The sequence below is a fragment of the Bradyrhizobium australiense genome, assembly GCF_013114825.1.
Taxonomy (GTDB): Bacteria; Pseudomonadota; Alphaproteobacteria; order Rhizobiales; family Xanthobacteraceae; genus Bradyrhizobium; species Bradyrhizobium australiense.
Genome location: NZ_JAAVLX010000010.1, coordinates 35,657 through 62,395 on the forward strand (window position 1 = coordinate 35,657; position 26,739 = coordinate 62,395).

The following is a 26,739-nucleotide window of genomic DNA, read 5'->3' on the forward strand; positions in this document are numbered from 1 at the left end:
ACTAGAGGCAGCCTATGTTCGATCGATCTGCGATCCAATGGCCGGGCGTTCCGCTCGCGCTCGGCTCAGCGGTCCTGTTTGGCGCTGCAGCGCCGCTTTCCAAATTGCTCCTCGCCAGCATTGGCCCGCAGATGCTGGCCGGGCTTCTTTACCTCGGCGCGGGTCTTGGCCTTGCGGGCGTGCACGCCACCCGCTCCTTGCTTGGGCTCGCGGCGCCTGAGGCGCCGCTCAGACGGCACGACATTCCCTGGCTCTTCGTCATCCTCATCTGGTCGAACTTGCGTCGACCGTCATCATGCTGCGGTCGATCGCCTTATCGCGAGAAGCGAGGGCGAAGGCCTTGGCGAGTGGTTGAGCTGGACCCGTCGTTTGATGCTGCACCTCGTTTGGGAGGCCGGCGCTAAACAATCTTGGGTTTTGCGCCCTCCCGCGCGGGCCTTCGTCTTTTTCCCGGCCTTGTTCTCGACGGCACGCCCTTGAACTTTTCGCGGCCCTGGTCTTCGTCGCCGGCTTCTTCACGGCGATGAAGGGCTCCAGCGCCCAGGGGGCTGTTTCTCGTTCAGACCTGCGAGCCGATGTGGCACAGACATTGCTCCGGATCAGGTGACTGGGATTTTACTGGCCCAGTTGAACGTAAAGCGCCGCCCGGCAATGTATTTCGATCCCGGCCACGTCCCTTTCTGGATCCGGGTCGGGAAAAACTGGCATGATTTGGAGGATCCGGCCCTACCGACAAGAGTCGATTCTTAGCTTCCGGGCTAGCCCAAACCCAAACCGGAAGAAAACCTTACGGTTGGGGTCTCGCCCACTGGTTCGGCAAGCTGCTTTCCTAGGATAGCAAGGCAACCACTCAGTCGGAAGCAGACACGCGCCGCCCAGTCGCTATCGTGTTATGCGCCTATCCCGGTTCAGCGGTCGCAAGCATTCAGTTCCCTGAACTGCCGGACTGCAAATCAAACTGAGAGCCAGTTCGCCAGGTGCAGGTTCGATCCTTCTGGATAAAGTAGCGCGCCGAAATAGTTAAATGAGAGAGGCCGCAATCTATTCATCATCCGCCTTGTCATTTTGCGAGAAGGCGAGCCCCGCGAGTACTGTCCGGTTGCTGACATCAAGCTTCTGAAAGATGTGATGAAGATGAACTTTGATAGTGCCGTTAGCAATGTTCAACCTGCGACCGATTTCTTTGTTCGATAATCCTTCGGCTACCAGACGCATGATCTGGCGCTCCCGGTCTGTCAGCACCTTCTCCGCAATCGTCATGTTTCCTTGCCTTCGCGGCACAACCCGATAGTACGAAGGTAGCGGCAATAGCTTGTGGCCATCTGCGACCTGGCGTAAGGACTGCACGAGAATTTTGGGCGTCACATCCTTCGGAATGAAACCATAGGCGCCTGCGGCGGCCGAGATGACAAGTTGGCGGTCGTCGACAGAGGTGGTGAAAAGAATCAGCCGGGTAGAAAGATTTTCTGAGTTGGCGATGGCAAGGATTTCAAGCCCGGTCAGACCAGGCATCGAGATGTCGAACATGGCGATGTCGGGGACCAAGCGCCGAATAGCTTCGATGCAGCTCGTCCCATCAGTGCAGGACGCAACAACCTTGAAGCCACGCCCTGCGCTGAGTACGTTTTTCAAGCCCTGCAGAACCACTGGATGCCGATCCGCAATCACTATTTTAATAGAGCGCATAGGAGGTCCTCAACTTACCCCCATTAATCAAACCACTCAATTTTAATTAACCCCGGCGTTCAGGCATGTTTCCTTGCCCGCTCAAGTCGCTATTTCGGCATTGCGGAGTGCGTCGCAGCACAAGCGAATCAAAGCTTGAGGTAGGATAGTAGCTGCAATTGCCCTGCCCGTTCGCCGATGCCTTGAAGCAACTAACTTCGTACAGTTGAAATGGAATCCGGATTGCCGTTACGAATCGTCCGCGCGGACGAGCGATGAATGCCCCCTGTCGCCCATCGCAAATTGTGCCGCAGGCTCCCTGGAGCAGCCACAACTCTCGGTAGCTCCTTAGACATATGTCGATCAGCCTAGTGAGCATAGCACCTTGCGCATTTGCCAGTACCGCATGCCCTGCCAGTGGCGGACGACATCCATCAAAACGCACCGGGCTCCGAATATAACTCAAGGTATATAGGTAGAACAGCGATTTGGTTCTAAAATTATATAAGGGCTCGCAACGACAAACGCGAGGCCACTGAAATCTCGACATCGAGATTTCACCAAAGAATTGATAGCGCCGGGCATCACCAAAATCGGAGAGCCCCCAGTTCAATTCTCGTCCAGTGTAAATTGCGTGCAGTTGGGAGAATCGTCATGCGGAGACGGCAGTCTTTTGCAATCATACTCATTGGAACAAGTGTTGTGCTCAGAGCAGGACTTCACAGAATTTTACGCACAGCACATTTCCGCATACAAGGCTCGATAGCGCGCGCCGATGATCTGATCCCGCGCACGCTACAAGAGGGCCAGCTGCTGTTTCTTATGATCGACACCGGCCAGGATGTTGATTCGATCATCAAACAGGTCGAACTTCTCCGGGACCAATACCCGAACGGGCGCATCGCGATCGTGGCTGATCACTATGGGCTGAGCGAGATCGTTTCAGTATTCCGGGCCGGCGCGAGCGGCTATTTCGTCGACATCACGTCATGCGATGCATTTATCAAATCCATCGAACTTGTGATGATGGGCCAAACAATTTTCCCACCAGCCTTGCTCTCCCTCGTTCGGGGCACCGAATCCGCCACCGAGGCCGAGCCGCGCGGTGAAAACGACCGAACCCTCTCAAAAACAGAGGACACAGCTGCAGAGCATGCGACTGCGCCGCGGCTATCCACACGGGAAAGCTCAATCTTATGCCGGCTGGTAGAGGGCGACAGCAATAAGTGCATAGCGCGCAAGGTCGATATCGCCGAAGCGACCGTGAAGGTCCACGTCAAGGCCATTCTTCGCAAGATCCGGGTTCAGAACCGAACCCAGGCGGCGATTTGGGCGATAAATAACGGTTGGCTGACACGATCGACGGACAGGTGCTCCCCGCCCGCAAACTCCGAGGTGGGCAAGCAACTGCCGAATCCGGGCGGGGTGGTCGTCGAGGCATCGGCACAACTATGCGTGTTCACCCACAAAGCAAATGAGGTCGAGATAACTCCCATCGACGACCACCCGATCCACAAGGGTATCAACGGAAGATTTTCGGACTCAGGACGGTTTGGCAATTAGTCGAGTCGCTGCGTTCCGGGGACCTTGTTCGCCAGCGATAACAAGTCTTGAAGGTAGGTCATTCGATTGATGACTACCGGCTTGCTGCGGACTTCTCCCCGTCTCAGCGGACGTGATGGAAAGCCGCCGCAACGAATGGCTTCGTGCCGGACACAACACCGCGGGAATGCGCACGCAGGACGGGAGACCCTCGTTTGGCTTGCGGCGGTTCGGCAAAATCTCTGCGTTGATGACGTGACGCGGAGTACGCATGGTAGTGACGTTCACGCGATCGAGGTCCGGGAAACGAATTCACTTGGCGCCTCTGCCGTTCAGAACAACAATCATTGTCTGCAGGAGGATGTAAATGTCGAGCCAGATGGACCAGTTTCGAATATAGAAGAGATCTTGCGCCTTCTGAACCTGCAAATCGCCGTTGCTCCGCGATGAGACCTGCCACATCCCCGTGATGCCCGGCGGAACGCTGACGCGAATGATGCGAAACTCGTAGTCAAAACTATTCATATGATACGCGGGAAAGGGCCGCGGGCCGACGAGACTCATATCGCCACGGATTACGTTCCAGAGCTGCGGCAGCTCGTCAAGGCTAGTGCGCCGCATGAAGCTCCCGATGATCGGCAGCACCCGAGGGTCGTGCGAGAGCTTGAAAAAGCGCTGCCATTCCGCGCTCGCCTGCGGATCACGGCACAGATGCTCCTCCAAGCGTTGCTCAGCGTCATTATACATCGTGCGAAGCTTCAAAATCCGCAATGCCTTCGAGTTTCGCCCGACGCGCTCCTGCACGTAAATCGCGGAGCCCGGATCGACGAGCTTAATGGCGAACACAAGAACGAGGATGATCGGCAATACTAGCAGCGCAATAGGGATCGCGAAAAGAATATCGATGGCTCGCTTAAGCACCTGATTGTGTCGCAAACAGAGGTCGCGTCTGATCTCAATTCCGATTGCCCCGCCGAGCATCCGCGTACGCAACCATAAGCTCTGTAGATCTTGTAAATCCTCGACCAGCAGGAAGCGACAAGACGAGATCCGTGCCTGCGAGGGGGATGTGAGCGCGGAGAGTTCTTCCGCGGAACTGAAAATCGCGAATTCGACATGAGGACTCATTCGGCCCAGATCCGTTATCGCTCCGATCAGCGGCAACGGGAACGCCGTGTTACGCAAATCTCGGTCACGAGGCGTCTCTACGAATCCAATCGGCCTTAAGCCGAGGGTGGGCTGATGCACGAGCAACTGCGCCAATTCTCGACTTTTATCACCACAGCCGACCAGCGCAACCGATGCGCCCCACAGGTCGAGATGGATCAATAAAGTCCGTATCATCGCCTCAAAATAGTGACCAAACATCAGCAGAAAAAGCGCATCGCTAAGTCCGGTCACAAGAACGAGGCCCGACTGCCTATTCGGGAATCCGACCAGAAACTCGATCGCCACGAAGCCCATGATACCGATGGCGCGCAACCGGAAACGCTCATACGGGCTGGGCCCGCATCCGGTGTATAGGCGAACGCAGAAAAACATCAAAATGAGGAGGGCTATCAGGAGGTGTTTGGGGCCGGCCGGTTGCATTCCGGTCATCCCGATCAACGCACGACTGAGGGAAGTGGCGGCAATGGCGGCAACTACATCACCGGACGCCAATGTCGCGGCGACAAGGGGCTTCCGAAATCGATCGGCGAATCCCGCTTCACCCCTATGCCAGCCACGATGCCAGCTCTTCGGCGCATCGCTTCGCGGAAGAATCGCGCCAACTTCCGCCATTCTCGCCCTCTTCCCGATTCTCAGTATCCTTGCGACACGTGTTCGCGTGACCGCATGCCGTTTGATTGGCCAGCGCGATTTCGGGCCTACTCGGCCGCTGTCTCCACAGGCTGATGCAGTTGACCTACTATGCACGCGTCGATCCATTGGTATGTCGGGACGAGCCCCACTCGCAGCGGCGTCTTGGGCTCCCAGCCGAGAACGCTTCTCAGCCGCGAATTGTCACTGTTGCGACCGCGCACGCCCTGCGGACGCGACGTGTCGTGCCGCTTGACCAGCGTCTTGCCCGCAATGTCGCAGACAATATCGACGAGATCGTCGACGGTCACCAACTCATCGGTTCCGAGATTGAGTGGCGCGCTATAGTCGGACTGCATGATGCGATAAATGCCTTCGAGACAGTCGTCGATGTACATGAACGATCGCGTCTGCTTCCCGTCACCCCAGACCTCGATTTCGCTGTGATTCGCGAGTAGTGAGACTTTCCGGCAAATTGCGGCCGGGGCTTTCTCGCGGCCCCCGTCATAGGTTCCGAGCGGCCCATAGACATTATGGAAACGCACGACTCGTGTCGCGAAGCCCCAGTCCTCGGTGAAGTACTGACAGAGCTTCTCCATGTAGAGCTTCTCGAGCCCATAGCCCTCCTCGGGCTCCGCCGGGAACGCGTCTTCCTCCCGCAAGGGCACGACATCAGGCTTTTTCTGAAGATATTGAGGATAAATGCACGCAGAAGAAGAGAAGAGGAATCTTTTTACCCCGTTCTCGCGAGCTGCGTGGAGAGTATGAGCATTAATGAGCGTATTGTTGATAGTGATGTCCGCATGAGACGAGCTGATGTAACCGATACCACCCATGTCCGCCGCAAGCTGATAGACCTCATCGATGTTTTTGGTCGCCCTTATGCATTCAGCATAGTTCCGAAGATCCGCGATTACGAATTCGTCGGCGTCCGTGGTTTCGTATTCCGGAGCTTTGATGTCGACACCGCGCACGATGTATCCGCGTTTGACGAGATACTTGACGAGGTGGTGGCCGATAAAGCCACCCGCACCCGTAACCAGGACCGCCCGCCCATTTCTCATGACAATCGCTCCTAAACATCTCGGTCCAATACATCTCGCTTCAGCTCACTTCAGCGCTTCTCAGCGCTTGATAAACGTCATGATACGGGGGATCGACGCCAATTGATTAATGCAACGATGGGGTAATCCGTTCGGCTCTCGACGCCAGCATGCCTCTTCCGCGCATTGCCGAGACAATCCGGGGAATCTCGGTGCGGCGATACCGATCTCCAATCTCGACCATGGAACCCAGCGTGCCGACGTCGTTTGATCGCCGCGGTTATGGGATGAGAAGCTCGGGTGGGCAGGCGGTCAGTAGATCACCAGATGGCCGTTCGGCTCCACGCCCTGTCCGCGCAGTCCGTCCCAGTCGAAGGTCGCATGCCCCCACACGAAGCGCGCGGGCCCGCTCGCTCGCGGAACATGATAGACATTGCTGTCAAAGAGGTTGTGGCCGTCCGTAATTATGGAGAAGTTTTCGTGGCCCGGCTTGACATCGGACGCGCCTCCCGCGCAGGCAGCCCCCTCGAAAGTTATCTCATTGTCGTGGACTGCATTGTTGCGCGTCTTGTATATCGGGCCGCTGTTAGTCCGAGCCTGGTCATCGCGGCCCTGATCTATCAGCATGATCCCGCATTTTCCTGGGCTGACGGTCAGTGTGTTGCCATCCACCTCCACGTCCTGCGATGCTGCAATGAGAATGTCGTTGCCCCAGAACCAGCCCTTGTCAGCGATGCCGTTATGGCGAACGATGTTATTGCGAATGACTGCGCTGAACGAGATCTCGTGAAAGATACCGGCGCCGTGGTTGCGCTCAACGACGTTGTTCTCGTAAAGCACGTTGCGGCAGTTGATGTCACACCACAGCCCGGGACCGAAGTTGCCATGGATGTGATTGCCACGAAAGACAACGCCATCACCCAAGGCGATCTTCACGCCACCGGCTTCCCACCCAGACGAAAATCCGCGGATATTGTTTGCCCAAACCTGATTGCCCTCGATCAGGACATCTCGGCCTGCGCCGGTAATACCGATCTGGCCATTGTGATGAACGTTGGAGTCGCGTACCCGACTGCTGGTACCGACCGCGATTCCAGCTCCGCTGTTCAACCTCACTTCGCAATTCTCGACGATCCATTCCACGGCTTCTTGGGCTTGGATCGCGCCCTTCTGAGCGACGCTCGCGTATTTCTCGATGGTGACGTTCCTGATCACCACGTTGGACACCCTGCTCTCGAACGCGAACGCGGCCACCGTGGCCTCCACCTTGCGACCGGTCGGGTCATCGGCGAAATAGATGCGGGACCCGGCGTGATCGAAGTAGAATCGGCCTGGCTCGACGCTCTCCTTAGTCAGTACCTGGACGAGAGGCTGATCATCGATGAACAGGCCTTCCGGCAGGCTACATGCCGGAACCGCATTCGCGCACTCCCCATGCTTTTGTCCGAGCTGTGCTTGCCCACTCGCCACCCAGTACCCTTCCTCGCGGCTGAAGTTCGTGAGCAAGCGGCTGCCGTTGAGAACCGTTTGGCCCTCGCCGTGGAAGCTCTGCCCTGGCTTGGGGCGAATAGCTTGCATCCGATGCATCCCGTTCTTGACGCAGAGTGTTGCGCCAGGGTCGGCGCGGTCGACCGCGGCCTGGATCGAGGCACCGGGCTCCACTGCGATCGCGTCTCGAGGGCACGGCGCTTTGGTGACGCCCTGTGCGGCAGCTGTCGCGACCACCTGTAGAGCCACAGCGAGCAGGATCCAGACCATCACCAGGCAGATTGCGGCCTGCATCAGTGCCCGGCACAGGGGTCGACCAGGGTGTTGGCCATCATCCACCCATCGCCAAAAAGCATCGTTCGGCCGATCGCGGCAGATCATCATTAACTCCGTGCTGAAGCCGACCAAGCACCTGCACCACGAGTTCGACATGGGGTAAGTGCGACGTTCGATTTAGCGGTTCAAAGGGACCTTCATTCGACCCGAGGTATCAGCTGGAGGAATTCTCGGGAGCAGGTCAGCCATCGCCGGACCTCCTCCAAAGATCTCTTTCAACATGTAGTTGGCCACCGCCGATCGCGTGTGGTTCGCGAGTATATGTCGCCGGCCGGCCTCGGCCATACGCAAGAGCCGGTCCTTGTCCACGAGAAGTGCCGGCAACTGATCGACGAGCGAACCCTGGTCGGCGTCGTAGTAGAAGCAATGCACGCCGTCCTCGAGATAAAGGCGGCGACGGTAACTCGGGCTGTTGATCACCGGAACTGAGCCGGCGAGGCAGGCCTCATAGTGACGATAGCAATCCCACCCGTAGCCCTCCGGTGAGAGCACCAGCCAGGACCGAGCAAGCGCCGCCATGAATTCAGGATAAGGCAAAGGCGTGCACGGCGTGACGACACGAAGACCGCGAGCAGCCAAGCTGTGAGCCGCATCGAGGGCGTCCGTTCTTATGCTGTTGCAGAGAGCACCGGCGAAAAAAATGTCGATATCCTTTCCGCGCGGGGGAAGGAGGCAGCGTTCGTCCGGAACGAACAGCGACAGGGGGCGAACTCTGTCAAGCGCTTGCGGATCTGTGGTCCGATCGAGGTCCAGTTCTCTCTTGAAATAGAGTGTGTTTCGCGGAAACAACCGGATGGTCGTCTCGCAGAGATTGCGTTCATCCCTGACGTCGATGATAGCATGACGATTGGTCCCGATGAGAAGACGATTGAGCAGCCTTGAAAAGGCTGGCGAACGTCCAAATGCACGCAGCATGCTTTTAGCGATCAATTTGTGCAGAGGTTGATCGAACCTATGGTCGGGGTGGATTGCCGGAAGCACGATGAGATCGTAGGTCTTGTTGCAAATATGCAAAAGGGCGCTCGCAGTGGTCGATGATCCGAATGCTTCAGGCCGATGAGGTTCGTCGGCGGTCAAAGGTGAGCCCCACCGGATCCAGAGCGTGCTGTCGGGTTGCAGCGCCTTGAAAAATCCGGAGCGAGAGATCTCGAGTATCCTCATCGGTGGCGCTTCCTGCACACGATTGCACTCCCGCATCCAGTTTGATTGCGGGGACGGCTCCGATCTCTGCGCAAAAGCGAGGAAAGCTCCGCTGTCGCTATATTGGCGCCCCTCGCGAACCCTCGGGCGATTGGGGCGGAACGACCTTCGTTTCTGTCGATCATTGTATGTGCCATGTGCGCCGACCGTTCTGTTCCTGGCCTCTCACGCGGAAACGCCAGCATCGGGAATGCCAGGACCGAGAAACGCCGCGGCGAGCGCAGTCAGCTGTAACGGCCGCACTGCGCCGGGCGCGCTCATGGCGCCTCCTGAGCTGGAGCGGTCACTCTCTTGGAGCCAAACAAGACTGCGCGGTTCGGCAAGACGCTGAGCGCCTGCACACGATAGACCATCACCGACGCGATACCGAAGCCGATCAGGCACCAAAACCATACGCCCTGCATAGGTCCCTCGAGCGCGACGTCGAACGTGGCATTGATGATGATGGACATCACGTAACAGCCGATGAACAGGAACAGGCCGGCCCACCCAGTCTGCCCGCGGCGGCGAGCGGTCAGGACGGCGTTCACCAGCATCCCAAACCAGGAGGCGAGAAGGAGCAGCCACAGCACCACGCCCGGAACCCCAGCGCGTGCCAGCAGTGTCATGTGTACATTGTGGGGACTTCGCAGCGCCGGCAAGTCATGTTCCGCTCGGAAGCCATCCGCGTCGGCCAGGTTCAATCCGAACCCTCGTCCGGTCCAGAAATTCGGCCCATAGAGCGTATCGTTGACAATAATACCCCACCAAGCCACGCGCCATTCCTTCGTGCCTTCGGTCTGCTCTCCGGCCCGGCCGCCGATGCTCGCAACATTTTCGACGAGCTGACGTGCACTGATGGAGCGCTCCTCGCTGGAGCGCGCCTCGGTATGTTCAGTGAAAATCGACTCTAGGCTGTAGGCTGCGGCAAGGATCACCAGCCCGGTCAGGAGAATAGCTGCCAATTCGCGAATCTTCCCGAGCGTGAGCACCGCAAACGTGACGGGAACGACAAAAGCAAGCATGCCGCCGCGGGTCAAGGCGCTAACCATTGCCAGCGCAGCGGCGAGAAAGACGATCCAGAGCAGCGTCGCCTTGCGAAATCCCACAAGGACGAACACGGCAGCTCCGGCCAAATGCACCGCGACCTCGCCGGACCCAATCCAAATCAGCGGGACAGTTGTTCCGGGCATATGGGGAATGGAATCCGCCAAATGATGATTGAACCCAAAAAGGAAGGGGATTACCGGAATATAAATATTCACGAAAGCACCATAGTAGCGAACTATCGTATTGATGCGGCGAGCGTCCTCCAGCAGCAGTGCAATCACGATAAAGGCGAAGCCCCCATACATGATCACTACGCTGTCGCGCAGGGCATCGAAGCCATACACACCAACGAAAGGTAGCGTGCGCAGAACCACCCACGCCATCGCCGCGACAAGAACAAGACTCGGCAGCGTCGTCAGTGCAGCGATGAGACAGCCGGTCCGCAACAGGATGACAACACCCGTGAAGAAGGCAATCTCACCGATGAAGATGGGAGGAAGACCGAGATAGGCGAAACCTTTTCCAAGGAACGCATAGCCGAGGAGGACTCCTAAAAGTAGCAGGAGATAATAGTCGCTCAAGTCGGCTGGCTTTGAACGATCCGAAAAATCAGTCATGGAGGTCATCCGAATTGCCGGGGCGGGCGTCGCCGCTGCCTTTGCCGTTGGGGCTGTCCCGCGCCGGCAGCTACCGCGAAGCCGACGCCTCCGGCCTCCCACGCCTCGCGGCTTCCAGACCGGGCTCCGAGGCTGGCAGCCGCTGGTACGCCAGTTCACGGGGAAGCATCTTCCTGACATCGATGATGTCGCCGGGCTCCAGAGTTGTAGTCTCGGTTGCCTGCAAGACGGTGGCTTGACCGTTTCGATTGCGCGTGACGCTGACGGAGCGAGCGGCCTCAGCTCCGACCATACTGCCAGCCTGCCGCAGCTTTACCTCGCGGATCTCGCGCGCCGACGGCAGCGTGATATCCAGGTCTCTTACGCGCTCGCGCACCTCCCGCAACTCGGCAATGAGCTGTCTCTTGAAGGAAGCCTCGGCCTCATAAATCTTAACGTCGAGCTCACCGGCCTCCATCTGCAGGCGCAAGACCTGGGTTGTTAGCCTCCAAAGCTCGCTCTCCTGGTTCGCCTCCATGAGTCTTAACTGCAGTTCTGAATTGGCGACTCCCAGGCCCTGCTTGACCAGCCGGCTATATTGATCGGCATGCTGCTTGACGACCTCAAGTTGTTTCTTCGCCGCCGTAATCTGCCCGCTGAAGGACTCGATCTCCTTTTCCAAACGCGGCTTTTGCGAACTCAGCAAGTCCAGCTGGTGTTCCAGGATGGCCTTCTGCATTTGGAAGGTGTCCGTCTCGTCGGCGACTATGCTCGACACCCGCTGCTGCGTGCCGCGTTCACCGAACATAGACGCTCCTTCCGCCAAGTCCTGCGGAGCAGGCGGAGAGAAGCTCTTCGCGCCGTCGCGTTGCGCTTCGAGACGCGCTCGGCGGACGAGCAAAGCCTGCCTTTGGAAGCTCAGCTGGCGCACACGCTCGTCAGCCAGAAGGAACTCGGAAACGGCCGTTGCCTCAACCAATTGAGCGAGCCCGAAGCCGCCGGCGACAGCTACGGCGCTCTGCACGGTGCTGCCGTAACGGAAGGGATAGGCACCTGGCGCGCGTACATCACCTAAAATATATAGGGGCCGAAATTCGCTGATCCGGACGCTGACCGAAGGTCGCCGGAGAATTCCATCGGCAAGCCGGTCTCGAACAAGGTTCTGGCACTCCATAGTCGTCAGATCCTTGACTTCGATTGGACCGACGAGCGGCAGGAGAATGTTGCCGGCCCCGTCGACGAGCATGTCACCCGATAACTCCGCCTGCCCGAAAACAGTCACAGTGATCCGGTCGCCTGGCTCAAGCTTATAGGCGCGACTGTCTTCGGGAGAATCGGCAAGGAGGGGGAAGGAGAATACAAGTGCGCCGAGCAGAGCCGCCGCTCTTATATTAATACTCGCACAGCAGCGCCCGAGCGCGCCGGCCAATGCCGTCCGGCCAGGTGTCATGGCGTTCTACTCCACCTCGCGATTTTGCACTTCTTCTTCTCGCAATTGCCCGCCACCTGCTCGCCCACGACCAGCTGCAGCGTTCCTGACATAGGTTAGCGGCCGCCCACGCGCCGTCAGGGACGAACAGTGGCTATGGAATAGGCTCTTCGTGAGTACCCCGTGAGTACCCCGTGGTACCCCTCTCTAGATGACACTCTTTCTTTCTGTGCTGCCCCCAATGAGCAATTCTCATTTTTGCCCTGCCGGTCACAATCCTCAGGCACGCGTAAGCAGTCAGCCTCTGACAAGGAAATCTTGTCCGTTGTACTAGGCGAGGGATGTGCAGTGAAAAAACGGACCGTTGTGACGGGTGGTGCGGGCTTTCTGGGGTCGCATCTATGTGCGCGGCTGCTCGAGCAGGAGTGCCAGGTTCTCTGCGTCGACAACTATTTCACAGGTACGCGCCACAATATCGAACCCTTGCTCGGCGAGCCGGCCTTCGAGGTCATGCGCCACGACGTGACCTTTCCTCTCTATGTCGAGGTCGACGAGATCTACAATCTCGCCTGCCCGGCCTCGCCGATCCACTATCAGCATGATCCAGTTCAAACGACGAAGACGAGCGTCATTGGAGCGATCAACATGCTGGGTCTCGCCAAGCGCTTGCACGCGCGCATTTTGCAGGCGTCCACCAGCGAGGTGTATGGCGATCCCGACGTCCATCCGCAGACTGAGGAGTACCGCGGTCACGTTAATTTGGCGGGCCCGCGCGGCTGTTACGATGAAGGCAAACGGTGTGCCGAGACGCTGTTCTACGATTACAAGCGTCAGCACCGGCTCTCCATAAGGGTCGCGCGCATCTTCAATACATACGGCCCAAACATGCACCCGCAGGACGGACGCGTCGTTTCCAGTTTCATCACTCAGGCACTGAAAAACGAGCCAATCACCATCTATGGCTCGGGTTCGCAGACGAGATCGTTCTGCTATGTCGACGATCTCGTCGACGGCCTGATGCGTCTGATGAATGTCGAGGGCGAGCTCGACGGGCCCATCAATCTCGGCAATCCTTGCGAAACCACCATTAAGGAGCTGGCCGAACTTGTCATCTCGCTCGTTGGCTCGCGCTCGAGGCTCGAGTTCCGGGCGCTGCCACAGGACGACCCCCGACAGCGCTGCCCTGACATCACTCGCGCGGAGCAACTCCTGCACTGGTCCGCCAAGGTGCCACTCGAGGAGGGTCTCAGCCGGACCATCCGCTATTTCGACCGCCTGCTCTCTAGCCCTAACGAAGCAAAGAAGCTCATATGGAAGGTCGCGGTCTGAGTTCCCCTGGCGATCGCCACGACGACAGGGTCGATATCCTTGGTGTCGGCGTCAGCTCCATCAACCTGGACGACGCTATCGCAACGATTGAGCGCTGGATCAGTGAGCGCAGCCGCAACTACGTCTGCATCACCGGCGTCCACGGTGTGATGGAAAGCCGGCGCGACCAGCGCCTGCGCCTGATTCACAACGAGGCCGGCATGGTGACGCCCGACGGCATGCCACTGGTGTGGTTTTCGCGCTTTTGTGGCAAGCGCCGCACGGACCGAGTTTATGGTCCGGATCTGATGCGAAAAATGACGGCCGTTTCAAGCCTGCGCGGTTACCGGCAGTTCTATTATGGCGGAGCTGAAGGAGTGGCCGACAAGCTCAAGCAGGCGCTGATCGCCGCGCATCCAAAGCTCGCCGTTGCGGGCACGCTTTGTCCCCCCTTTCGCGAACTGACGCCCGAGGAGGATCGGGCCGTAGTTGCAGAGATCAACGCGGCGCGCCCCGACATCGTATGGGTGGGGCTGAGCACGCCCAGGCAGGAATACTGGATGGCAAGGCATCTCGGGCGCATTGAGGCCCCGGTCATCGTCGGAGTCGGGGCCGCGTTCGACTTCTTGGCTGGAACGAAGCTTCAGGCACCCCTCTGGATGCAGCGAAGCGGGCTTGAGTGGTTGTTTCGGCTGTGCTCGGAACCGCGCCGTTTGTGGCGCCGCTATGCCTATATAGTGCCGGCCTTCCTGTTACTTGCCGCCGGAACGGTCGTCCGCCAAGCGACCCTATATTCCGTGAATGCGCCTTCGCGACTGCGGTCTCAGACTAACTGGCTCCGCAGCGGACATCCCCCTAGAGACCCCGTGGCCTGATGCTTTTGTCCCTCTCCTGCTTGCGTGTCCTCGTAAGTGAAAGGCTAGCTCATGCCGACCCGGCGGCCTACGAAGCTGATGCGAGCAAGGCGCGGGGACAACAAGAACGCGTATGGGCAAGGGTACTGGGCACATTGTCGTGGGGGCAGGCATTAGCGCTGACAGACCAGGCGGTGGTCAGCGCGGCTAGTTTTCTGACCACGATTTTAATCGGCCGCTTCGCCCAGTCGAGTGAACTGGGACTTTACTCGATGGGCTTCTCCCTGCTTGTGACATGCCTCTGTATCCTAGAATCGCTGATCTCGACTCCCTACACAATCTACCAGCATCGTTCCTTTGGGATGGCAGCCGAACATGCAGGCGCCTCGCTGGGACAGACTGGCCTGCTTTCCGCCCTCGTTGCCATCGCACTGGCCGCCACCGCGTGGGGGCTGTCTGCTCGCGGCACATGGCCTGAGCTGGTGACATTGTTCTGGGTGCTGGCGGCGGTCGCACCGCTCGTGATGTTGCGAGAATTCTGTCGCCGTTTAGCTTTCGCACATCTTCTTATGGCCCAAGCTCTGATACTCGATACAGTGGCGGCGGCCGTCCAGCTTGCGGCACTCGGCTGGATGGGATGGACCGGGCACCTGTCTGGTATCTCCGCGTACGCCGCGCTCGGCAGCGCATGCGCCGTGGCCGGTATCATGGGATTGTACGTCGTCCACGCCAACTTCACGGTCCGCATTGACCAGATTTGGGCCGCGACGAAGGAGAGTTGGGGTCTGGGAAGATGGCTTCTTGCGGCGCACCTGACCTCGGCGGTGCAAGGTTCGCTTGTCTATTGGTTGCTGGCATGGCTCGCTGGCACGATGGCGACGGGTATCTTCGCCGCGTGCATGAGCATTGCGTTGCTCTCAAATCCTTTGATCCTGGGGGCCGGCAATCTCCTCACTCCGAAACTTGCCTTGGCCTGGCAGAAGGGTAGTGGCGAGCGACTGCGGCGCGAGAGCATCCAGGCCGCAATGTGGCTCGGCGCCGCAATGGTGTTGTTCTGCGTGGCAGCGTTGCTCGTTGGTGATGTCGTGATGCAGTTCCTCTACAAGGACGCCGATTATGCCGGCCAAAGCCACACTATCACAGTGCTGATGGTAGCGATGCTGGTGATGGCCGTAGGCATCCCAGCAAACGACGCGCTGACAAGCATGGAGCATACTCGTGTGATCTTCTGGACCGCTCTATGGGCGGCTGTTGTCACAGGTAGCCTCGTCTGGTGCCTGGTGGCGACTTGGGGTTCGGTGGGCGCCGCATACGGGATCCTCGCAGGAAACGTGGTCAGATCGACCGCACGTTGGATCGCGCTGTTGTCGCTCGTCCCATCGGCCGGCACGCGGGCAAATGCCGCGAGGATAGGCGCGACGCCCATCTCCGCGGAAGTGCTCTCGGTGCTCCAGCAATTAGCCCCGGGTTGCAAAACGAACGATTGGGTAATTGAACAGCTTGCCAAAGGGGTCGAGGCCAACATTTATCGCGCACAGTGCTCGGACCACCACCTGCCGGTCTGGCAAGCCTACCGTAGCGTTGCGATCAAGCTGTACAAACCGTGGTTATCACCGGATGTCAAACTGGTGCGCTGCCAGTTTGAATTACTGTCACGGCTATATGCCGCGTTGGACGGAAGCACCATTAATGGCTGGAAGATCTCTATCCCGGCGCCACTCTATATTTGCGAGTCTCCCTTAGCCTTGGTCACCTCCATGGTCACCGGTAAGCCGCTTGGCTCTTGGCTGGATCATGGCAACATGCCCCCTGAAGTATTTCAATCGCTTCCGCACGCGATCATCGCTGCGATGAATAGGTTCTGGTCGAACGGGCTACTCCACGGAGACCTGACCCTCGATAACATCCTTTGCGACGTCGGAGCACGGAGTCTCTCGTTTGTAGATGCCGGCAGGCGAAGAACTTGCTCTTTCGACGATGACCTCAGCAGCCGTTGGGAGCCGCCCTCGCACGATCTGGCGCACATGCTCTATGACACAGCAGTATCGGTCTTGAGCACGATCGTCAGCCCCGCCGCCGGCTTTCGTAAACGAAGGTTTGCCGAGGGTGTCGTACGAGCATTCGTCGAGACGATCGGTTCAATAGAAGCAAGACGGTCGCAGTTAGACGAGATCCGGGCCTGCGCACGGTTGCATTTGATGGCCCTCGATAGTGTGTCATGGTCACTGCGCGGGCTGTACCAACTGCTCCAAAGACAAATCGGCCTTCTACGATTGGAAAAAACCATTGGCAGAGTACAGGCCGATCCAGGGCCGGGCACCGCTCCGCTGTCAGAATTTACAGGCCCGCCAGGGCCGCCCCATTCGTGAACTGGATATGAGTAGCAACGCCAATGCGAACCATGAAAATTGTACATCAGGAGAAATCGTCGGCGCTAGCCGACGGCGTTGACCAGAGCGGCGGCCCAGGCCGGATCCTGCTTGGTGTATTTGAAACGCTGGACCGCGCCGAGATACCGTATTGCGTTCTGCACGGGTATGAACGCTATCCCCAGCGGATCACATCCGATGTGGACTGCATGATCTCCGCGAGCGTGCATCCAGAACAACTAGCAGCCTTGTTTCATGAGAATAGGGGAATCAGCATTGATGCCGACCTGGTTTGTTTTAGGGAATACTACTTCGTGTTCGCTGGCAGGAATGCGGACCGCTCACCAAGCTATCTCGTGCTAGACTTAAGCATTGACTATGAGCTTGGCGGGCTCAGATTCTACACCGGGAGGGAAGTTATAGAGGGCCGTCGCAGGCACAGTTGTTTCTGGACTCCGGCACCGCCTGTCGAGTTCGGCGGCTACCTGGCTAGGAAAATTGCGAAGGTGCAGCTGACAGATGCGCAGGGGCGGAGGCTCAGCGCCCTGTACGCGCAAGATCCGGCCGGTTGCCAGCGGCAGGCCGCTCGTTTCTGGGGCGCTAGGAACACGGCGCTGATCGTCTCCGCAGCCAGTTCCGGCGACTGGACCCCGGTGAGGCGCTGTCTGAGTCGGCTTGGTGCAGAGATGCGGTTGCGTGCGATGCTGAGACAGCCCTGGCGATCGATTGGGAATTGGTCGCTCCGCATGGGACGCCGAATTCGCTCAGGCTTCTGGCCCGAGGGGGGGCTCACAGTCATCTTTCTCGGGACAGACGGTGCCGGCAAGTCGTCTGTCATAAAGTCGGTGCGTCAAGATTTGGCCGGCGCCTTCGCTCGAACGACGTGCCGCTACTTTGCGCCTGGCTTGCTCAGTCTGCTCCGCCGCCCCGCGGGCCCAATCCTACCACACGCCGCGCTTCCGCGATCGCGCATGACATCGGTCATACGCGCGTGTTACTGGCTGGTGTACTATCTCCTTTGGTACCGTCTGATGATTCATTTTGCGTTGGCACGCTCTACCCTCGTGTTGCACGACCGCCATTTCGTCGATGCTCTCGTGGATTCCAAACGGTATCGCTATGTCGGCCCGGCCTGGTTGCTGCGCCTGATTTGGCGTTTCACTCCCAAACCTGATCTGGTCATCCTCCTTGACGCACCACCGGGCGTAGTCCATGCCCGCAAACAGGATGTCTCCTTTGAAGAGACAGCGCGGCAGCGCGAGGCTTACCTGTCGCTGATAGATACAATGAAGGATGCACACGTCGTTGATGCTGCCCAGCCGCTTGAGCACGTCGTCAGCGACGTAAACGATATCATTCTGCGGCACCTCACGATGCGCATGGCGCGCCGCCTTGGGCTGGAGCACAACATGGTCTACCGGGCACAACCCGGTGGTGCATTCACAACTGAGAAGTCTCTCTGACCTTTGAGGCAGATTAAGAATGAAGCCGGCGACATACATCACGACAAGTTGGGACGATGGCCATTCGTCCGACCTGCGCGTCGCTGCGCTCCTGACCAAGCGCACTTCGAGGGGTACCTTCTATGTGCCGATGAGCGCGGAAACGAGCACGATGACGACCGCACAGATTCGCGAGCTCGGCTCAGGCTTCGAGATCGGCGCCCATACGATCCATCACGACGTTCTCACGAAGTTGGCAAACGAGACGGCGTGGCGAGAGGTCGCCGGCTCCAAATCCCGGCTTGAAGATACGACTGGTCAACCGTGTCGCATGTTCTGCCCGCCGAAAGGCCGATATTCGCGCCCGCACTTGGCGATGATCCGGCGGGCCGGCTTTGTCGGTCTGCGCACAGTCGAATTGGGGTCTCTTGATTTCCCGAGACGGCGGGCGGGCCTCGCACGACAACGGTTCAAGCGTACCCCCATGGCCTCGCTGCATTCGCCAGAAACGCAATCGAGAGGATCGCCTTGCGATGCACAGACGTGGACATTGACCGAATGAATATAGCGCAGTGATATCCATGAAACAGCTCGTAATGCGCGGACCTACTCTGCCGGCTCGGATTTTCTTTCGCGTTATCCGCGGCATCAAAAGCACATTCGGCGTCGACTCCTATCTTAAGAACGAAGATCGGCGCATACTGGAACAAGTTATTTTTCCGTACTTCTTGAATGAGAACGATTTTCAGAACGTCCTGTTCGTTGGCTGCCATTGGTACACCAAAGGGTACAATAAATGGTTCGAGGAAAAAAAGAAGAACTACTGGACCATTGAGATCCATCCCTCCAGAAAAAGATATGGGGCAAAACAGCATATAATCGACGGGATGCAAAATATCTGCTGCCACTTCAGCCCTAGTTCGCTAGATCTAATCATGTGCAACGGCGTCTTCGGGTGGGGCTTGGACGCGAGGTCGGACGTCGAGCAGGCGTTCCGGGAGTCCTTCGTTTGCCTTCGCGACGGAGGGGTGCTGGTGGTCGGTTGGGATGACATCGATGAACGTCGTCCGTTTCCATTCGATCGATGCCGGAGTTTGCAAAAGTTTCAGCCCTTCGTTTTTCCACCTCTGGCTCGTTCGAGATACGTGACGGACACGCCTTACGCTCACACCTATGATTTCTTCGTCAAGCGAGGAACGCCGACGGTCGGAGGGTGATGATGGTGCTACCAACATTTGTGACAACAAGTTGGGACGACGGCCATCCGTCCGATTTGCACGTCGCCGCGCTGCTTGCGAAGCGTAATCTGCAGGGCACCTTCTACGTGCCGATGACCGCGGAAACGAGCACGATGACGACCGCACAGATTCGCGAGCTCGGCTCAGGCTTCGAGATCGGCGCCCATACGATCCATCACGACGTTCTCACGAAGTTGGCAAACGAGAAGGCGTGGCGAGAGGTAGCCGGCTGCAAATCCTGGCTTGAAGATATGACTGGTCAACCGTGTCGCATGTTCTGCCCGCCGAAAGGCCGATATTCGCGCCCGCACTTGAAGATGATCCGGCGGGCCGGCTTTGTCGGTCTGCGCACAGTCGAATTGGGGTCTCTCGATTTCCCGAGACGGCGGGCGGGCCTCGCATTGATGCCGACAACGGTTCAAGCGTACCCCCATGGCCTCGCTGCATTCGCCAGAAACGCGGTCAAGAGGATGGCCTTTGCCAACTTGTGGCGGTTTGTCGCTCGCGGCCGGTCGGGAGATTGGCCTCAGCTGGCGCGATCCCTGTTGGGCCAGGCGCTCGAGAGCGGCGGCGTTTTCCATCTCTGGGGTCACTCATGGGAGTTGCAGGACGGCGATCAGTGGCGGCGACTCGACGATGTCCTGCAATTTATGCGCGACGTTGCGGGCGACGCGCTCATTCTCACAAATGGTCAGGTCGCTCGGCTGTCGACGTCAGCCGGACACGATGACGACGCGACGCGGACAGATCGAAGTGGAAGGATGAATGATGGATCCCGTTCTGACGCACGCGGCTGATAACGACCAACACGATCGGCGTCGGCGGCCGCCCACGATGAGGATCCTGGTAGCGCATAACTGTTACCAGCAACCGGGCGGCGAGGACGAGCAAGTCGCGGTCGAGGTCGCCATGCTCCGTTCCTTCGGGCACGAGGTCGCGCAGTATAACCTGCACAACCATTCGATCGATTCAATGAACCGTTTTGCGCTTGCGTCGCGCACCGTATGGAGCCGCTCGGCCTTCCTCGAACTGAGGCGGTTGCTGCGAATGCATCAGCCGCAGATCGTTCATTTCCACAACACGTTTCCGCTGATCTCGCCGGCCGCATACTGGGCCGCCCGAGCCGAGGGCGCGCCAGTGGTCCAGACCCTCCACAACTTTCGCCTCTGCTGCGTCAACGCGGTTCTGTTCCGCGACGGCCGGGTTTGCGAAGATTGTTTGGGAAAGGCGATTCCATGGCCCGGCGTCCTGCACAAGTGCTATCGCGACAGCCGGGGCGCGAGCGGCGCGACCGCGGCCATGCTTACAACGCATCGACTGCTGGGCACCTGGCGCGAAGCCGTCGACGTTTACATTGCCCCGTCCGAATTCACGCGATGCAAGCTGGTCCAGGGAGGGCTGCCCGCTGACAAGATCGTCGTCAAGCCGAACTTCGTCTACCCCGATCCTGGCTTCGGCGAAGGCGGTGGGGGATTCGCGTTATTCGTCGGGCGATTGTCCCAAGAGAAAGGCGTAGAGACGCTTCTCGCGGCATGGCGGCGCCTCGGCGGCCTCATTCCGCTGAAGATCGTTGGAGATGGACCGATGGCGCCGAATGTACGCGAAGCCGCGGCCATGGACGGCGGGATCGAGTGGCTGGGATACAGGCCGCTCGACACCGTCTACCACTTGTTGGGCGAGGCGAGCGTTCTGGTCTTACCGTCGCGCTGTTACGAAACCTTCGCCCGCGTCGCCGTCGAAGCATTTGCAAAGGGCACGCCCGTTGTTGCGTCCCGGTTAGGCGCTATGGCCGAAATTGTCGAAGACGGCCGCACTGGCCTGCACTTCGAACCGGGAGATGCGGGCGACCTCGCCGCGAAAGTGCTGCGACTGCTAGTGCAACCGTCCGAATTGGCGCAGATGCGACAGGCCGCCCGTGACAAGTTCGCAAGGAGCTTTGTCGCTGACGTCAACCACGACGCGCTCATGGCGATCTACGAGCGCGCCATCAGAACTCGGCATCCTGAGTAGCCCAGCGCCGATTCCGACAGCACCCGTCAAGAAGTCCTGGAGCATACTTGCGACCGTTTTCGAAACGCGCTCGATGCCGCGAACATCGCGTATTGCATCACCCACGGCTACGAAGTCTTGCCCCCACGCGTACCAGCCAATATAAGTCCCGAACGGCGCACGGAACTGTTCAAACGCCATCGCAAAGGCAATTGGGTCGGATGTCGTGCGCTGCCGGTCGCGGGCAAAAGCGGTTCTGCACGCTTTGTGGACCTCGATGTCGGTGGCGGCTAGAACCTGAATGGGCGTCGATATTACGACGCAGAACAGTTCACCATGCCGCCAACGACTCGGTCAACTCTGGCTTCCCGCGGTTCCGATCGAGTTCGGCTGCTATCGCATTCGCCACGTCATCAAAGGTTCTTTCTCAGACGAGAATGCGCGAAAACTCACCGGTCTCTACCGGCAGGATCCCGCCGGATGGGCAGCGGAGATCTCACGATTCTGGACTTCGGCTACGGCCGCGAGCTTACGAGATGCGATCGAATGTGATGATTGGGAGACAATTCGGCGCGACCTCGCAAAAGGTGGTGCCGAGCTCCAGCGACGAATAATGCTCCGACAACCATTGCGGGTCGTTGGCTATCGGTTGGGCGGGATAGCACGGCAGGTGAGCCGCGCTTGCTGACCGAAAGGCGGCGTGGCTGTCATATTTCTCGGGCCGGATAGGGCCGGCAAATCGTCGGTAATGCACAAGATGCGTAAGGAGTTGGCCGGTGCATTTTCGAACACACATTGCCTGATATTGCCGCTGGCGCTCTTTCGCCGGTGGCGCGGTCGCGCCGAAGGGCCTCCGCCGTTCGCATTGCCCGTCCGAGCTCTCGGCTATTGATTGGTCTACTACACGGCCGGCTACCGGGTTTCGATCGGGCCGCATTGGCGCGATCCGCTCTGGACATTCACGACGATGCTTGGTCGATTCCAAGCAATACCGCTATACCGGCCCAGCGTGGCTGTTGCAGTGGATTTTGGCTCTTGATCCCAAAGCCAGATCTGATCATCCTGCTCGACGCATCGGCCAACCTGCTTGAAACGCGGAAACAAGAACTGCAGTTCGAGCGAACCGCCAAACAGGTGGATTGCTTATGCAAACTCATTCGCACGCTGCCCAATGGTAATGTCGTGGATGCATCCGCACCGCTGCGAGACGTAGTGACCGCCGTTAACGACGTGATCCTCGGCACCTTGAGCCGCCGCTTCGATTCCGAGGAGGATGAGCGGCGATGCACGGCTTGCCCCTGCAAACCAGCGCCGGCAACGCCGCGCCTTGCCTTATGGCTCACGCTGTTGTGCGTGACGCTTTTAGGCCATGCCTTGGCCGATAAGGGATTTCGCGCACCTCGGGGTCCCGCCGCTCTTCATTGGCGAAGCGGTCCTGCCTTTGGGCTTGATGGGAAGGCCAGTGGCTCAGGGTGCTGCGCGCGACCCCTGCGTTTGGCTCAATGGGTGCTTGCGCTGTGGGATGTCCTCCGGACTTGTTCCTGCATCGCTCCCCTACGGAGTCGATGCGCTGCGCGACGCCACCATCTTGGCACGGCGCTTTCGCGGCTCAAAGCGCTCGGCTTGTCCGTGGCGCTGAACACGGCCCGCTCGGCGCCTGAGATCAGAGTACTGCGGAGCTGCTGCAAGCCGCGGCCGAGAGCCGGGCCAAAAATCTGTTGCGCGGCCTGTTCGACTCCGCTGTCTTCAAGATTCTCGTGCGTTAGCGGCCTGTCGGCTGCATGTAAATCGACGCGCATGGCCCCCAGGCGCATCGGGCAAAACGGTGCGAGGGCCAGCCGAGTAGCCCTTAAGGATTACCCCGACTGCAAGCCTTTTCATCGTGATTGATCCGGCGTTCACTCTGCAATTGCCGTTATGAGGCCTGCGATCAGCGCTGTCAGGATCTGCCCCAAACCAGCCGCATGGTTCATAACCTTGGAGCCGGGAATGCCGAGAATGACAGCGCGGCTAAATGTAACGGAGATGGTTACCCTTCCGCGGGCTTATTACGAGGAGGTCGCGCGCGACACGCTAGGTATTCTCTGGTATGAAAAGCGACTGATCGTGGGAATCCTTCTCGTGGCTCTTTCGGTCGCATTAATTGCGCTTGTGCTAATTGGCCCTCGCTATTCGGCCGAAGCCATGATCCAGCTCAATTTCAACCGTGAGGAGCCAACCACCGGCCCGAAAACTCAGTCGATCGCGACGGTGGAGGCTGTCGCACTCGTAGGCAGCGCAGCACACGCCATCCGTTCGCGGGCAACGGCCAACGCCGTCGTGGCTCGGCTTGGCCTTGACAAGGATCCAGATTTTGCACGCGAGTCTACCTTGTGGCGCGTACTCTCAGGCGTGCGAAGAACGCTCGGCCTGGCGGGGGTGACGCTGACGCCCCGCGATCTTGCAGCGAACCAGCTGATGCGCAAGGTCACCGTGGCCAACGACCCACGGTCCTATTTGATATCTATCACGGCTACCACAGGAGATCCGGGGCAGGCTGTTACCCTCGCGAATGCGGTTGCGTTGGAATACCTCCGCGGCCAGATGCTGCAACAATTTTCTGATAGCCAGGCGGCCGCTGAGCGTGAACTGTTTCAGCTTTCCTCGATATACGGTGTACGTCACCCCAGCTACGCTCTCGCGCGCACGAGGCTCGACGCGCTGGAAAATCGCCTCATCGCCTTGCGTGACGCGGCACCTGACGACGATACCGTCAGACTCGTCATAGGGCAGTCATTCGTGGCGGCCAAAAAGACTTTGCTGCCTTCCGGGCCCCCTATCATTTCGATCCTTGTGCTTACGGCGGGCGCGGCCCTCTGTCTCGGGATGTGTCTGGCTCTATGGCTCATGCCGCGCAGGTAGCCCCGGCTGGACAAACTCGCCATCGTGGAGGACCGCGCTGGATAGCCTCTCCGCGCGTAACCATCGCAATTTCGCAAGAGAGATGCGATCCTGCGGACGCAACCCGAGTAAGCTGACCTTTACCGACCAGACCGAAGATCATCCAAAACCAATCGGAATTTCGTCCCGATCGATAAATGCGAGGTCGCCAATGAAACCAGCGCCCTGTAATAAGTGCAATCATTCGGTAACTCCTGATGAGCCACGGCAAGCGGCAACGTAGAAAACATTAAGCGAAATGAGCGTCTCTATTCATCACTATTTCAAGCTTTCGATCCGATCCTTCGCATCCTCAATGCCGCCTTCCCGCGCTCGTTCATATAGTTCGCGCGCCTTCGTAAGATCACCGGAGGTTCCGCGTGCGTGCCACAATTGCAGTAGGCGCGCATCGTAAGTCTCAGCCAGCATAAAGGCAGCTCGAGCGCTGCCGCGCTCAAGAGCGTGTTCAAGCAACAGGCGAGCGCCGTTAATATCAGCTTGCCGGAGCAGTGCGGTTGCCCGAGCAAGTAGCCTGTATTCGTCCACGAGGGAGCGGGACGAAGCGCCGCTCACCGACGTAGATCGCTCTATTTCCATGGCGACTTTCGGACCCATATTCGACGCCGCGTCGCGAGCGGTCGACTGCGCCTCGGGACGCGGCAATTCCGAAGCGGACGACCGTCCCGAGGTCGAAGCGGCGGCTTCGGCAGAAATCTCCGGTGAGCGCCCATTTCGCTCGGTTGTGCTCGAAGAGGACCCAGCCATCCGCTCCTGCGAGCCATCAATGCCCGACTCGCGTGATGGCAGTGCACGCAGAGCGTTCAAGGCAACGATCTGCCGGCCGCCGGCTTCGAGTTCCTTCCTGAGCGAAATAACTTCGCGCGCGAGGGTGTCAGCACGATCGCGCTCGCTGCCGAGAACCAGTTTCTGCTCGGCTACTATGGCCCTATTCGTCTCCGTCACTTGCAGCACCTCAGCGTGCGCCGCAGCGAGACGTGCGGAATGCTCCTCGACCTCCTTCTGCGCTAAAGCAAGCTCGCGGGCGAGCGTCTCGCTCTTGTCGCGTTCCTTCCCAAATGCAAGCTTTCGTTCGATTTTCGCCGCCTCAGCGCTTCGCACGGCCTCCAGACCCGCGGCACGCGCCGCATCGAGCTCCCCCCGGAGGGTGGTTAATTCGCGCGCAAGGGCCTCTGCCCTGTCTCGTTCCTGATTGAGCGCTTCTTTTTGCTCGACCTTCGCCTCGGCGGCTTGCGCGGCTTCCGGACCTGCGACCCGCGCGGCGTCAAGTTCTGCCCGGAGAGAGGTAAGTTCACGCGCAAGCGCGTCTGCCTTGCCCCGCTCCTGTTCGAGCGCCTGCCTTTGCATTGTCTCCGCCTCGACGGCTTGCGCGGCTTCCGAACCTGCGATCCGCGCGGCGTCAAGTTCTGCCCGGAGGGAGGTAAGTTCACGCGCAAACGCGTCTGCCTTGCCCCGCTCCTGTTCGAGCGCCTGCTTTTGCTTTCTCTCCGCCTCGACGGCTTGCGCGGCTTCCGAACCTGCGATCCGCGCGGCGTCAAGTTCTGCCCGGAGGGAGGTAAGTTCACGCGCAAACGCGTCTGCCTTGCCCCGCTCCTGTTCGAGCGCCTGCCTTTGCATTGTCTCCGCCTCGACGGCTTGCGCGGCTTCCGAACCTGCGATCCGCGCGGCATCAAGTTCTGCCCGGAGGGAGGTAAGTTCACGCGCAAGCGCGTCTGCCTTGCCGCGCTCCTGTTCGAGCGCCTGCCTTTGCATTTTCTCCGCCTCGACGGCTTGCGCGGCTTCCGAACCTGCGATCCGCGCGGCATCAAGTTCTGCCCGGAGGGAGGTAAGTTCACGCGCAAGCGCGTCTGCCTTGCCCCGCTCCTGTTCGAGCGCCTGCCTTTGCATTGTCTCCGCCTCGACGGCTTGCGCGCCTTCCGAACCTGCGATCCGCGCCCGATCGAGCTCCACCCAGAGGGAGGAAACTTCACGCGCAAGCGCACCTGCCCTATCTCGCTCTTGATCAAGCGCCTGCTTTTGCTTAATCCTCGCCGCTTCAGTCGCTGACCGCAGCGTATCGAGTTCTTCTCGGAGCGACGAGGTAAGCGCACGTGCAAGAACTTCAGCGCTGTCGCACCCCTGTTGGTGTTCAATCGCCTGCTTTCGCTCCAAAGCCGGAGTGGATTGTCGCGCGACTTTGCTATTCGCCGGACTTAGTGGTTGATTGGGTTTCAGCCGATCTGCGAGAAGTTCGTTTTTCGCACTGCCCCAGTCGAGAATCTGCTTCCGTTGGACGAACGTCGTCTCAACGACCCGCAATGATTTGTCCCGCGGGACGGTGGGCTCTGCGATTTTGCGTTCCATTTCGTTTGATGCAGCGAACGACTGGGCACGCGTATTGCTTTCCTTACATAATCCGCTGTCCCCCGCAGCGGCAATGAAAAGCCACAGAACACACACTACTGCAGTAACACTCTTGCGTGCCACCTCTATTG

General features: G+C 59.0%; 18 protein-coding genes. 10 read left to right on the forward strand and 8 right to left on the reverse strand.

The window, feature by feature from the left end:
- Positions 1-1,041 precede the first annotated feature (1,041 nt).
- A complete protein-coding gene (locus HCN58_RS27665; RefSeq protein WP_171582532.1) occupies positions 1,042-1,686 on the reverse strand; it encodes a LuxR C-terminal-related transcriptional regulator in 645 nt (214 codons plus the stop codon).
- A gap of 633 nt (positions 1,687-2,319) precedes the next feature.
- Between HCN58_RS27665 and HCN58_RS27670 the strand changes: the two genes are divergently transcribed.
- Positions 2,320-3,228 carry a LuxR C-terminal-related transcriptional regulator gene (locus HCN58_RS27670; RefSeq protein WP_171582533.1) on the forward strand — a complete coding sequence of 303 codons (909 nt, stop codon included), beginning with the start codon at positions 2,320-2,322 and terminating at the stop codon, positions 3,226-3,228.
- Between the two features lie 291 nt (positions 3,229-3,519).
- On the opposite strand, the gene HCN58_RS27675 is transcribed toward HCN58_RS27670, so the two are convergent.
- The 6 genes from HCN58_RS27675 to HCN58_RS27700 all read right to left on the reverse strand — a co-directional run bounded on the left by HCN58_RS27675 (position 3,520) and on the right by HCN58_RS27700 (position 12,149).
- On the reverse strand, positions 3,520-4,989 hold the full coding sequence (locus HCN58_RS27675; protein ID WP_171582534.1) for an exopolysaccharide biosynthesis polyprenyl glycosylphosphotransferase: 1,470 nt from the start codon (positions 4,987-4,989) through the stop codon (positions 3,520-3,522).
- An 86-nt stretch (positions 4,990-5,075) separates the two neighbouring features.
- Positions 5,076-6,071, reverse strand: a complete 996-nt coding sequence (locus HCN58_RS27680; RefSeq protein WP_171582535.1) for an NAD-dependent epimerase/dehydratase family protein — start codon at positions 6,069-6,071, stop codon at positions 5,076-5,078.
- Positions 6,072-6,362: 291 nt separating this feature from the next.
- A complete protein-coding gene (locus HCN58_RS27685) occupies positions 6,363-7,919 on the reverse strand; it encodes a right-handed parallel beta-helix repeat-containing protein (RefSeq protein ID WP_235983934.1) in 1,557 nt (518 codons plus the stop codon).
- Positions 7,920-7,991: 72 nt separating this feature from the next.
- On the reverse strand, positions 7,992-9,035 hold the full coding sequence (locus HCN58_RS27690) for a glycosyltransferase family protein (RefSeq protein WP_171582536.1): 1,044 nt from the start codon (positions 9,033-9,035) through the stop codon (positions 7,992-7,994).
- 296 nt (positions 9,036-9,331) lie between these two features.
- On the reverse strand, positions 9,332-10,720 hold the full coding sequence (locus tag HCN58_RS27695) for an O-antigen ligase family protein (RefSeq protein ID WP_171582537.1): 1,389 nt from the start codon (positions 10,718-10,720) through the stop codon (positions 9,332-9,334).
- 70 nt (positions 10,721-10,790) lie between these two features.
- A complete protein-coding gene (locus tag HCN58_RS27700) occupies positions 10,791-12,149 on the reverse strand; it encodes a polysaccharide biosynthesis/export family protein (RefSeq protein WP_171582538.1) in 1,359 nt (452 codons plus the stop codon).
- Positions 12,150-12,476: 327 nt separating this feature from the next.
- Here HCN58_RS27700 and HCN58_RS27705 point away from each other — a divergent pair, with 327 nt between their 5' ends.
- The 9 genes from HCN58_RS27705 (at position 12,477) to HCN58_RS27745 (ending at position 24,229) form a co-directional block, all read left to right on the forward strand.
- Entirely contained in the window at positions 12,477-13,457 is a 981-nt protein-coding gene (locus HCN58_RS27705; protein WP_171582539.1) for a UDP-glucuronic acid decarboxylase family protein, read from the forward strand.
- Positions 13,439-14,311 (forward strand): WecB/TagA/CpsF family glycosyltransferase, encoded by an 873-nt coding sequence (locus tag HCN58_RS27710; RefSeq protein ID WP_171582540.1) that lies wholly within the window; start codon positions 13,439-13,441, stop codon positions 14,309-14,311. The genes HCN58_RS27705 and HCN58_RS27710 overlap by 19 nt, the downstream gene beginning before the upstream one ends.
- Positions 14,311-16,659 carry a hypothetical protein gene (locus HCN58_RS27715; RefSeq protein ID WP_171582541.1) on the forward strand — a complete coding sequence of 783 codons (2,349 nt, stop codon included), beginning with the start codon at positions 14,311-14,313 and terminating at the stop codon, positions 16,657-16,659. The genes HCN58_RS27710 and HCN58_RS27715 overlap by 1 nt, the downstream gene beginning before the upstream one ends.
- Positions 16,660-16,682: 23 nt before the next feature.
- Positions 16,683-18,122 carry a nucleoside/nucleotide kinase family protein gene (locus HCN58_RS27720; protein ID WP_171582542.1) on the forward strand — a complete coding sequence of 480 codons (1,440 nt, stop codon included), beginning with the start codon at positions 16,683-16,685 and terminating at the stop codon, positions 18,120-18,122.
- 19 nt (positions 18,123-18,141) lie between these two features.
- Positions 18,142-18,663: a polysaccharide deacetylase family protein gene (locus HCN58_RS27725; RefSeq protein ID WP_171582543.1), complete on the forward strand. Its 522-nt coding sequence runs from the start codon at positions 18,142-18,144 to the stop codon at positions 18,661-18,663.
- Between the two features lie 19 nt (positions 18,664-18,682).
- The gene (locus HCN58_RS27730) at positions 18,683-19,318 is read left to right on the forward strand and encodes a class I SAM-dependent methyltransferase (RefSeq protein ID WP_210266175.1); all 636 of its coding nucleotides are present in this window, start codon (positions 18,683-18,685) and stop codon (positions 19,316-19,318) included.
- Positions 19,319-19,320: 2 nt separating this feature from the next.
- A complete protein-coding gene (locus HCN58_RS27735; RefSeq protein ID WP_171582544.1) occupies positions 19,321-20,136 on the forward strand; it encodes a polysaccharide deacetylase family protein in 816 nt (271 codons plus the stop codon).
- The gene (locus tag HCN58_RS27740; RefSeq protein ID WP_210266176.1) at positions 20,108-21,349 is read left to right on the forward strand and encodes a glycosyltransferase family 4 protein; all 1,242 of its coding nucleotides are present in this window, start codon (positions 20,108-20,110) and stop codon (positions 21,347-21,349) included. Before HCN58_RS27735 ends, HCN58_RS27740 begins: the two co-directional genes overlap by 29 nt.
- 1,968 nt (positions 21,350-23,317) lie before the next feature.
- On the forward strand, positions 23,318-24,229 hold the full coding sequence (locus tag HCN58_RS27745; RefSeq protein WP_171582545.1) for a Wzz/FepE/Etk N-terminal domain-containing protein: 912 nt from the start codon (positions 23,318-23,320) through the stop codon (positions 24,227-24,229).
- Between the two features lie 297 nt (positions 24,230-24,526).
- Here HCN58_RS27745 and HCN58_RS27750 read toward each other — a convergent pair whose 3' ends face one another.
- On the reverse strand, positions 24,527-26,608 hold the full coding sequence (locus tag HCN58_RS27750) for a coiled-coil domain-containing protein (RefSeq protein WP_171582546.1): 2,082 nt from the start codon (positions 26,606-26,608) through the stop codon (positions 24,527-24,529).
- Positions 26,609-26,739 lie beyond the last annotated feature (131 nt).

Coding starts and splice junctions, on each gene's coding strand:
- HCN58_RS27665 (WP_171582532.1), bottom strand. CDS start 1,686: ATGCGCTCTATTAAAATAGTGATTGCGGATCGGCATCCAGTGGTTCTG.
- HCN58_RS27670 (WP_171582533.1), top strand. CDS start 2,320: ATGCGGAGACGGCAGTCTTTTGCAATCATACTCATTGGAACAAGTGTT.
- HCN58_RS27675 (WP_171582534.1), bottom strand. CDS start 4,989: ATGGCGGAAGTTGGCGCGATTCTTCCGCGAAGCGATGCGCCGAAGAGC.
- HCN58_RS27680 (WP_171582535.1), bottom strand. CDS start 6,071: ATGAGAAATGGGCGGGCGGTCCTGGTTACGGGTGCGGGTGGCTTTATC.
- HCN58_RS27685 (WP_235983934.1), bottom strand. CDS start 7,919: ATGATCTGCCGCGATCGGCCGAACGATGCTTTTTGGCGATGGGTGGAT.
- HCN58_RS27690 (WP_171582536.1), bottom strand. CDS start 9,035: ATGAGGATACTCGAGATCTCTCGCTCCGGATTTTTCAAGGCGCTGCAA.
- HCN58_RS27695 (WP_171582537.1), bottom strand. CDS start 10,720: ATGACTGATTTTTCGGATCGTTCAAAGCCAGCCGACTTGAGCGACTAT.
- HCN58_RS27700 (WP_171582538.1), bottom strand. CDS start 12,149: ATGACACCTGGCCGGACGGCATTGGCCGGCGCGCTCGGGCGCTGCTGT.
- HCN58_RS27710 (WP_171582540.1), top strand. CDS start 13,439: ATGGAAGGTCGCGGTCTGAGTTCCCCTGGCGATCGCCACGACGACAGG.
- HCN58_RS27715 (WP_171582541.1), top strand. CDS start 14,311: ATGCTTTTGTCCCTCTCCTGCTTGCGTGTCCTCGTAAGTGAAAGGCTA.
- HCN58_RS27720 (WP_171582542.1), top strand. CDS start 16,683: ATGCGAACCATGAAAATTGTACATCAGGAGAAATCGTCGGCGCTAGCC.
- HCN58_RS27725 (WP_171582543.1), top strand. CDS start 18,142: ATGAAGCCGGCGACATACATCACGACAAGTTGGGACGATGGCCATTCG.
- HCN58_RS27730 (WP_210266175.1), top strand. CDS start 18,683: ATGAAACAGCTCGTAATGCGCGGACCTACTCTGCCGGCTCGGATTTTC.
- HCN58_RS27735 (WP_171582544.1), top strand. CDS start 19,321: ATGGTGCTACCAACATTTGTGACAACAAGTTGGGACGACGGCCATCCG.
- HCN58_RS27740 (WP_210266176.1), top strand. CDS start 20,108: ATGGATCCCGTTCTGACGCACGCGGCTGATAACGACCAACACGATCGG.
- HCN58_RS27745 (WP_171582545.1), top strand. CDS start 23,318: ATGCCGAGAATGACAGCGCGGCTAAATGTAACGGAGATGGTTACCCTT.
- HCN58_RS27750 (WP_171582546.1), bottom strand. CDS start 26,608: ATGGAACGCAAAATCGCAGAGCCCACCGTCCCGCGGGACAAATCATTG.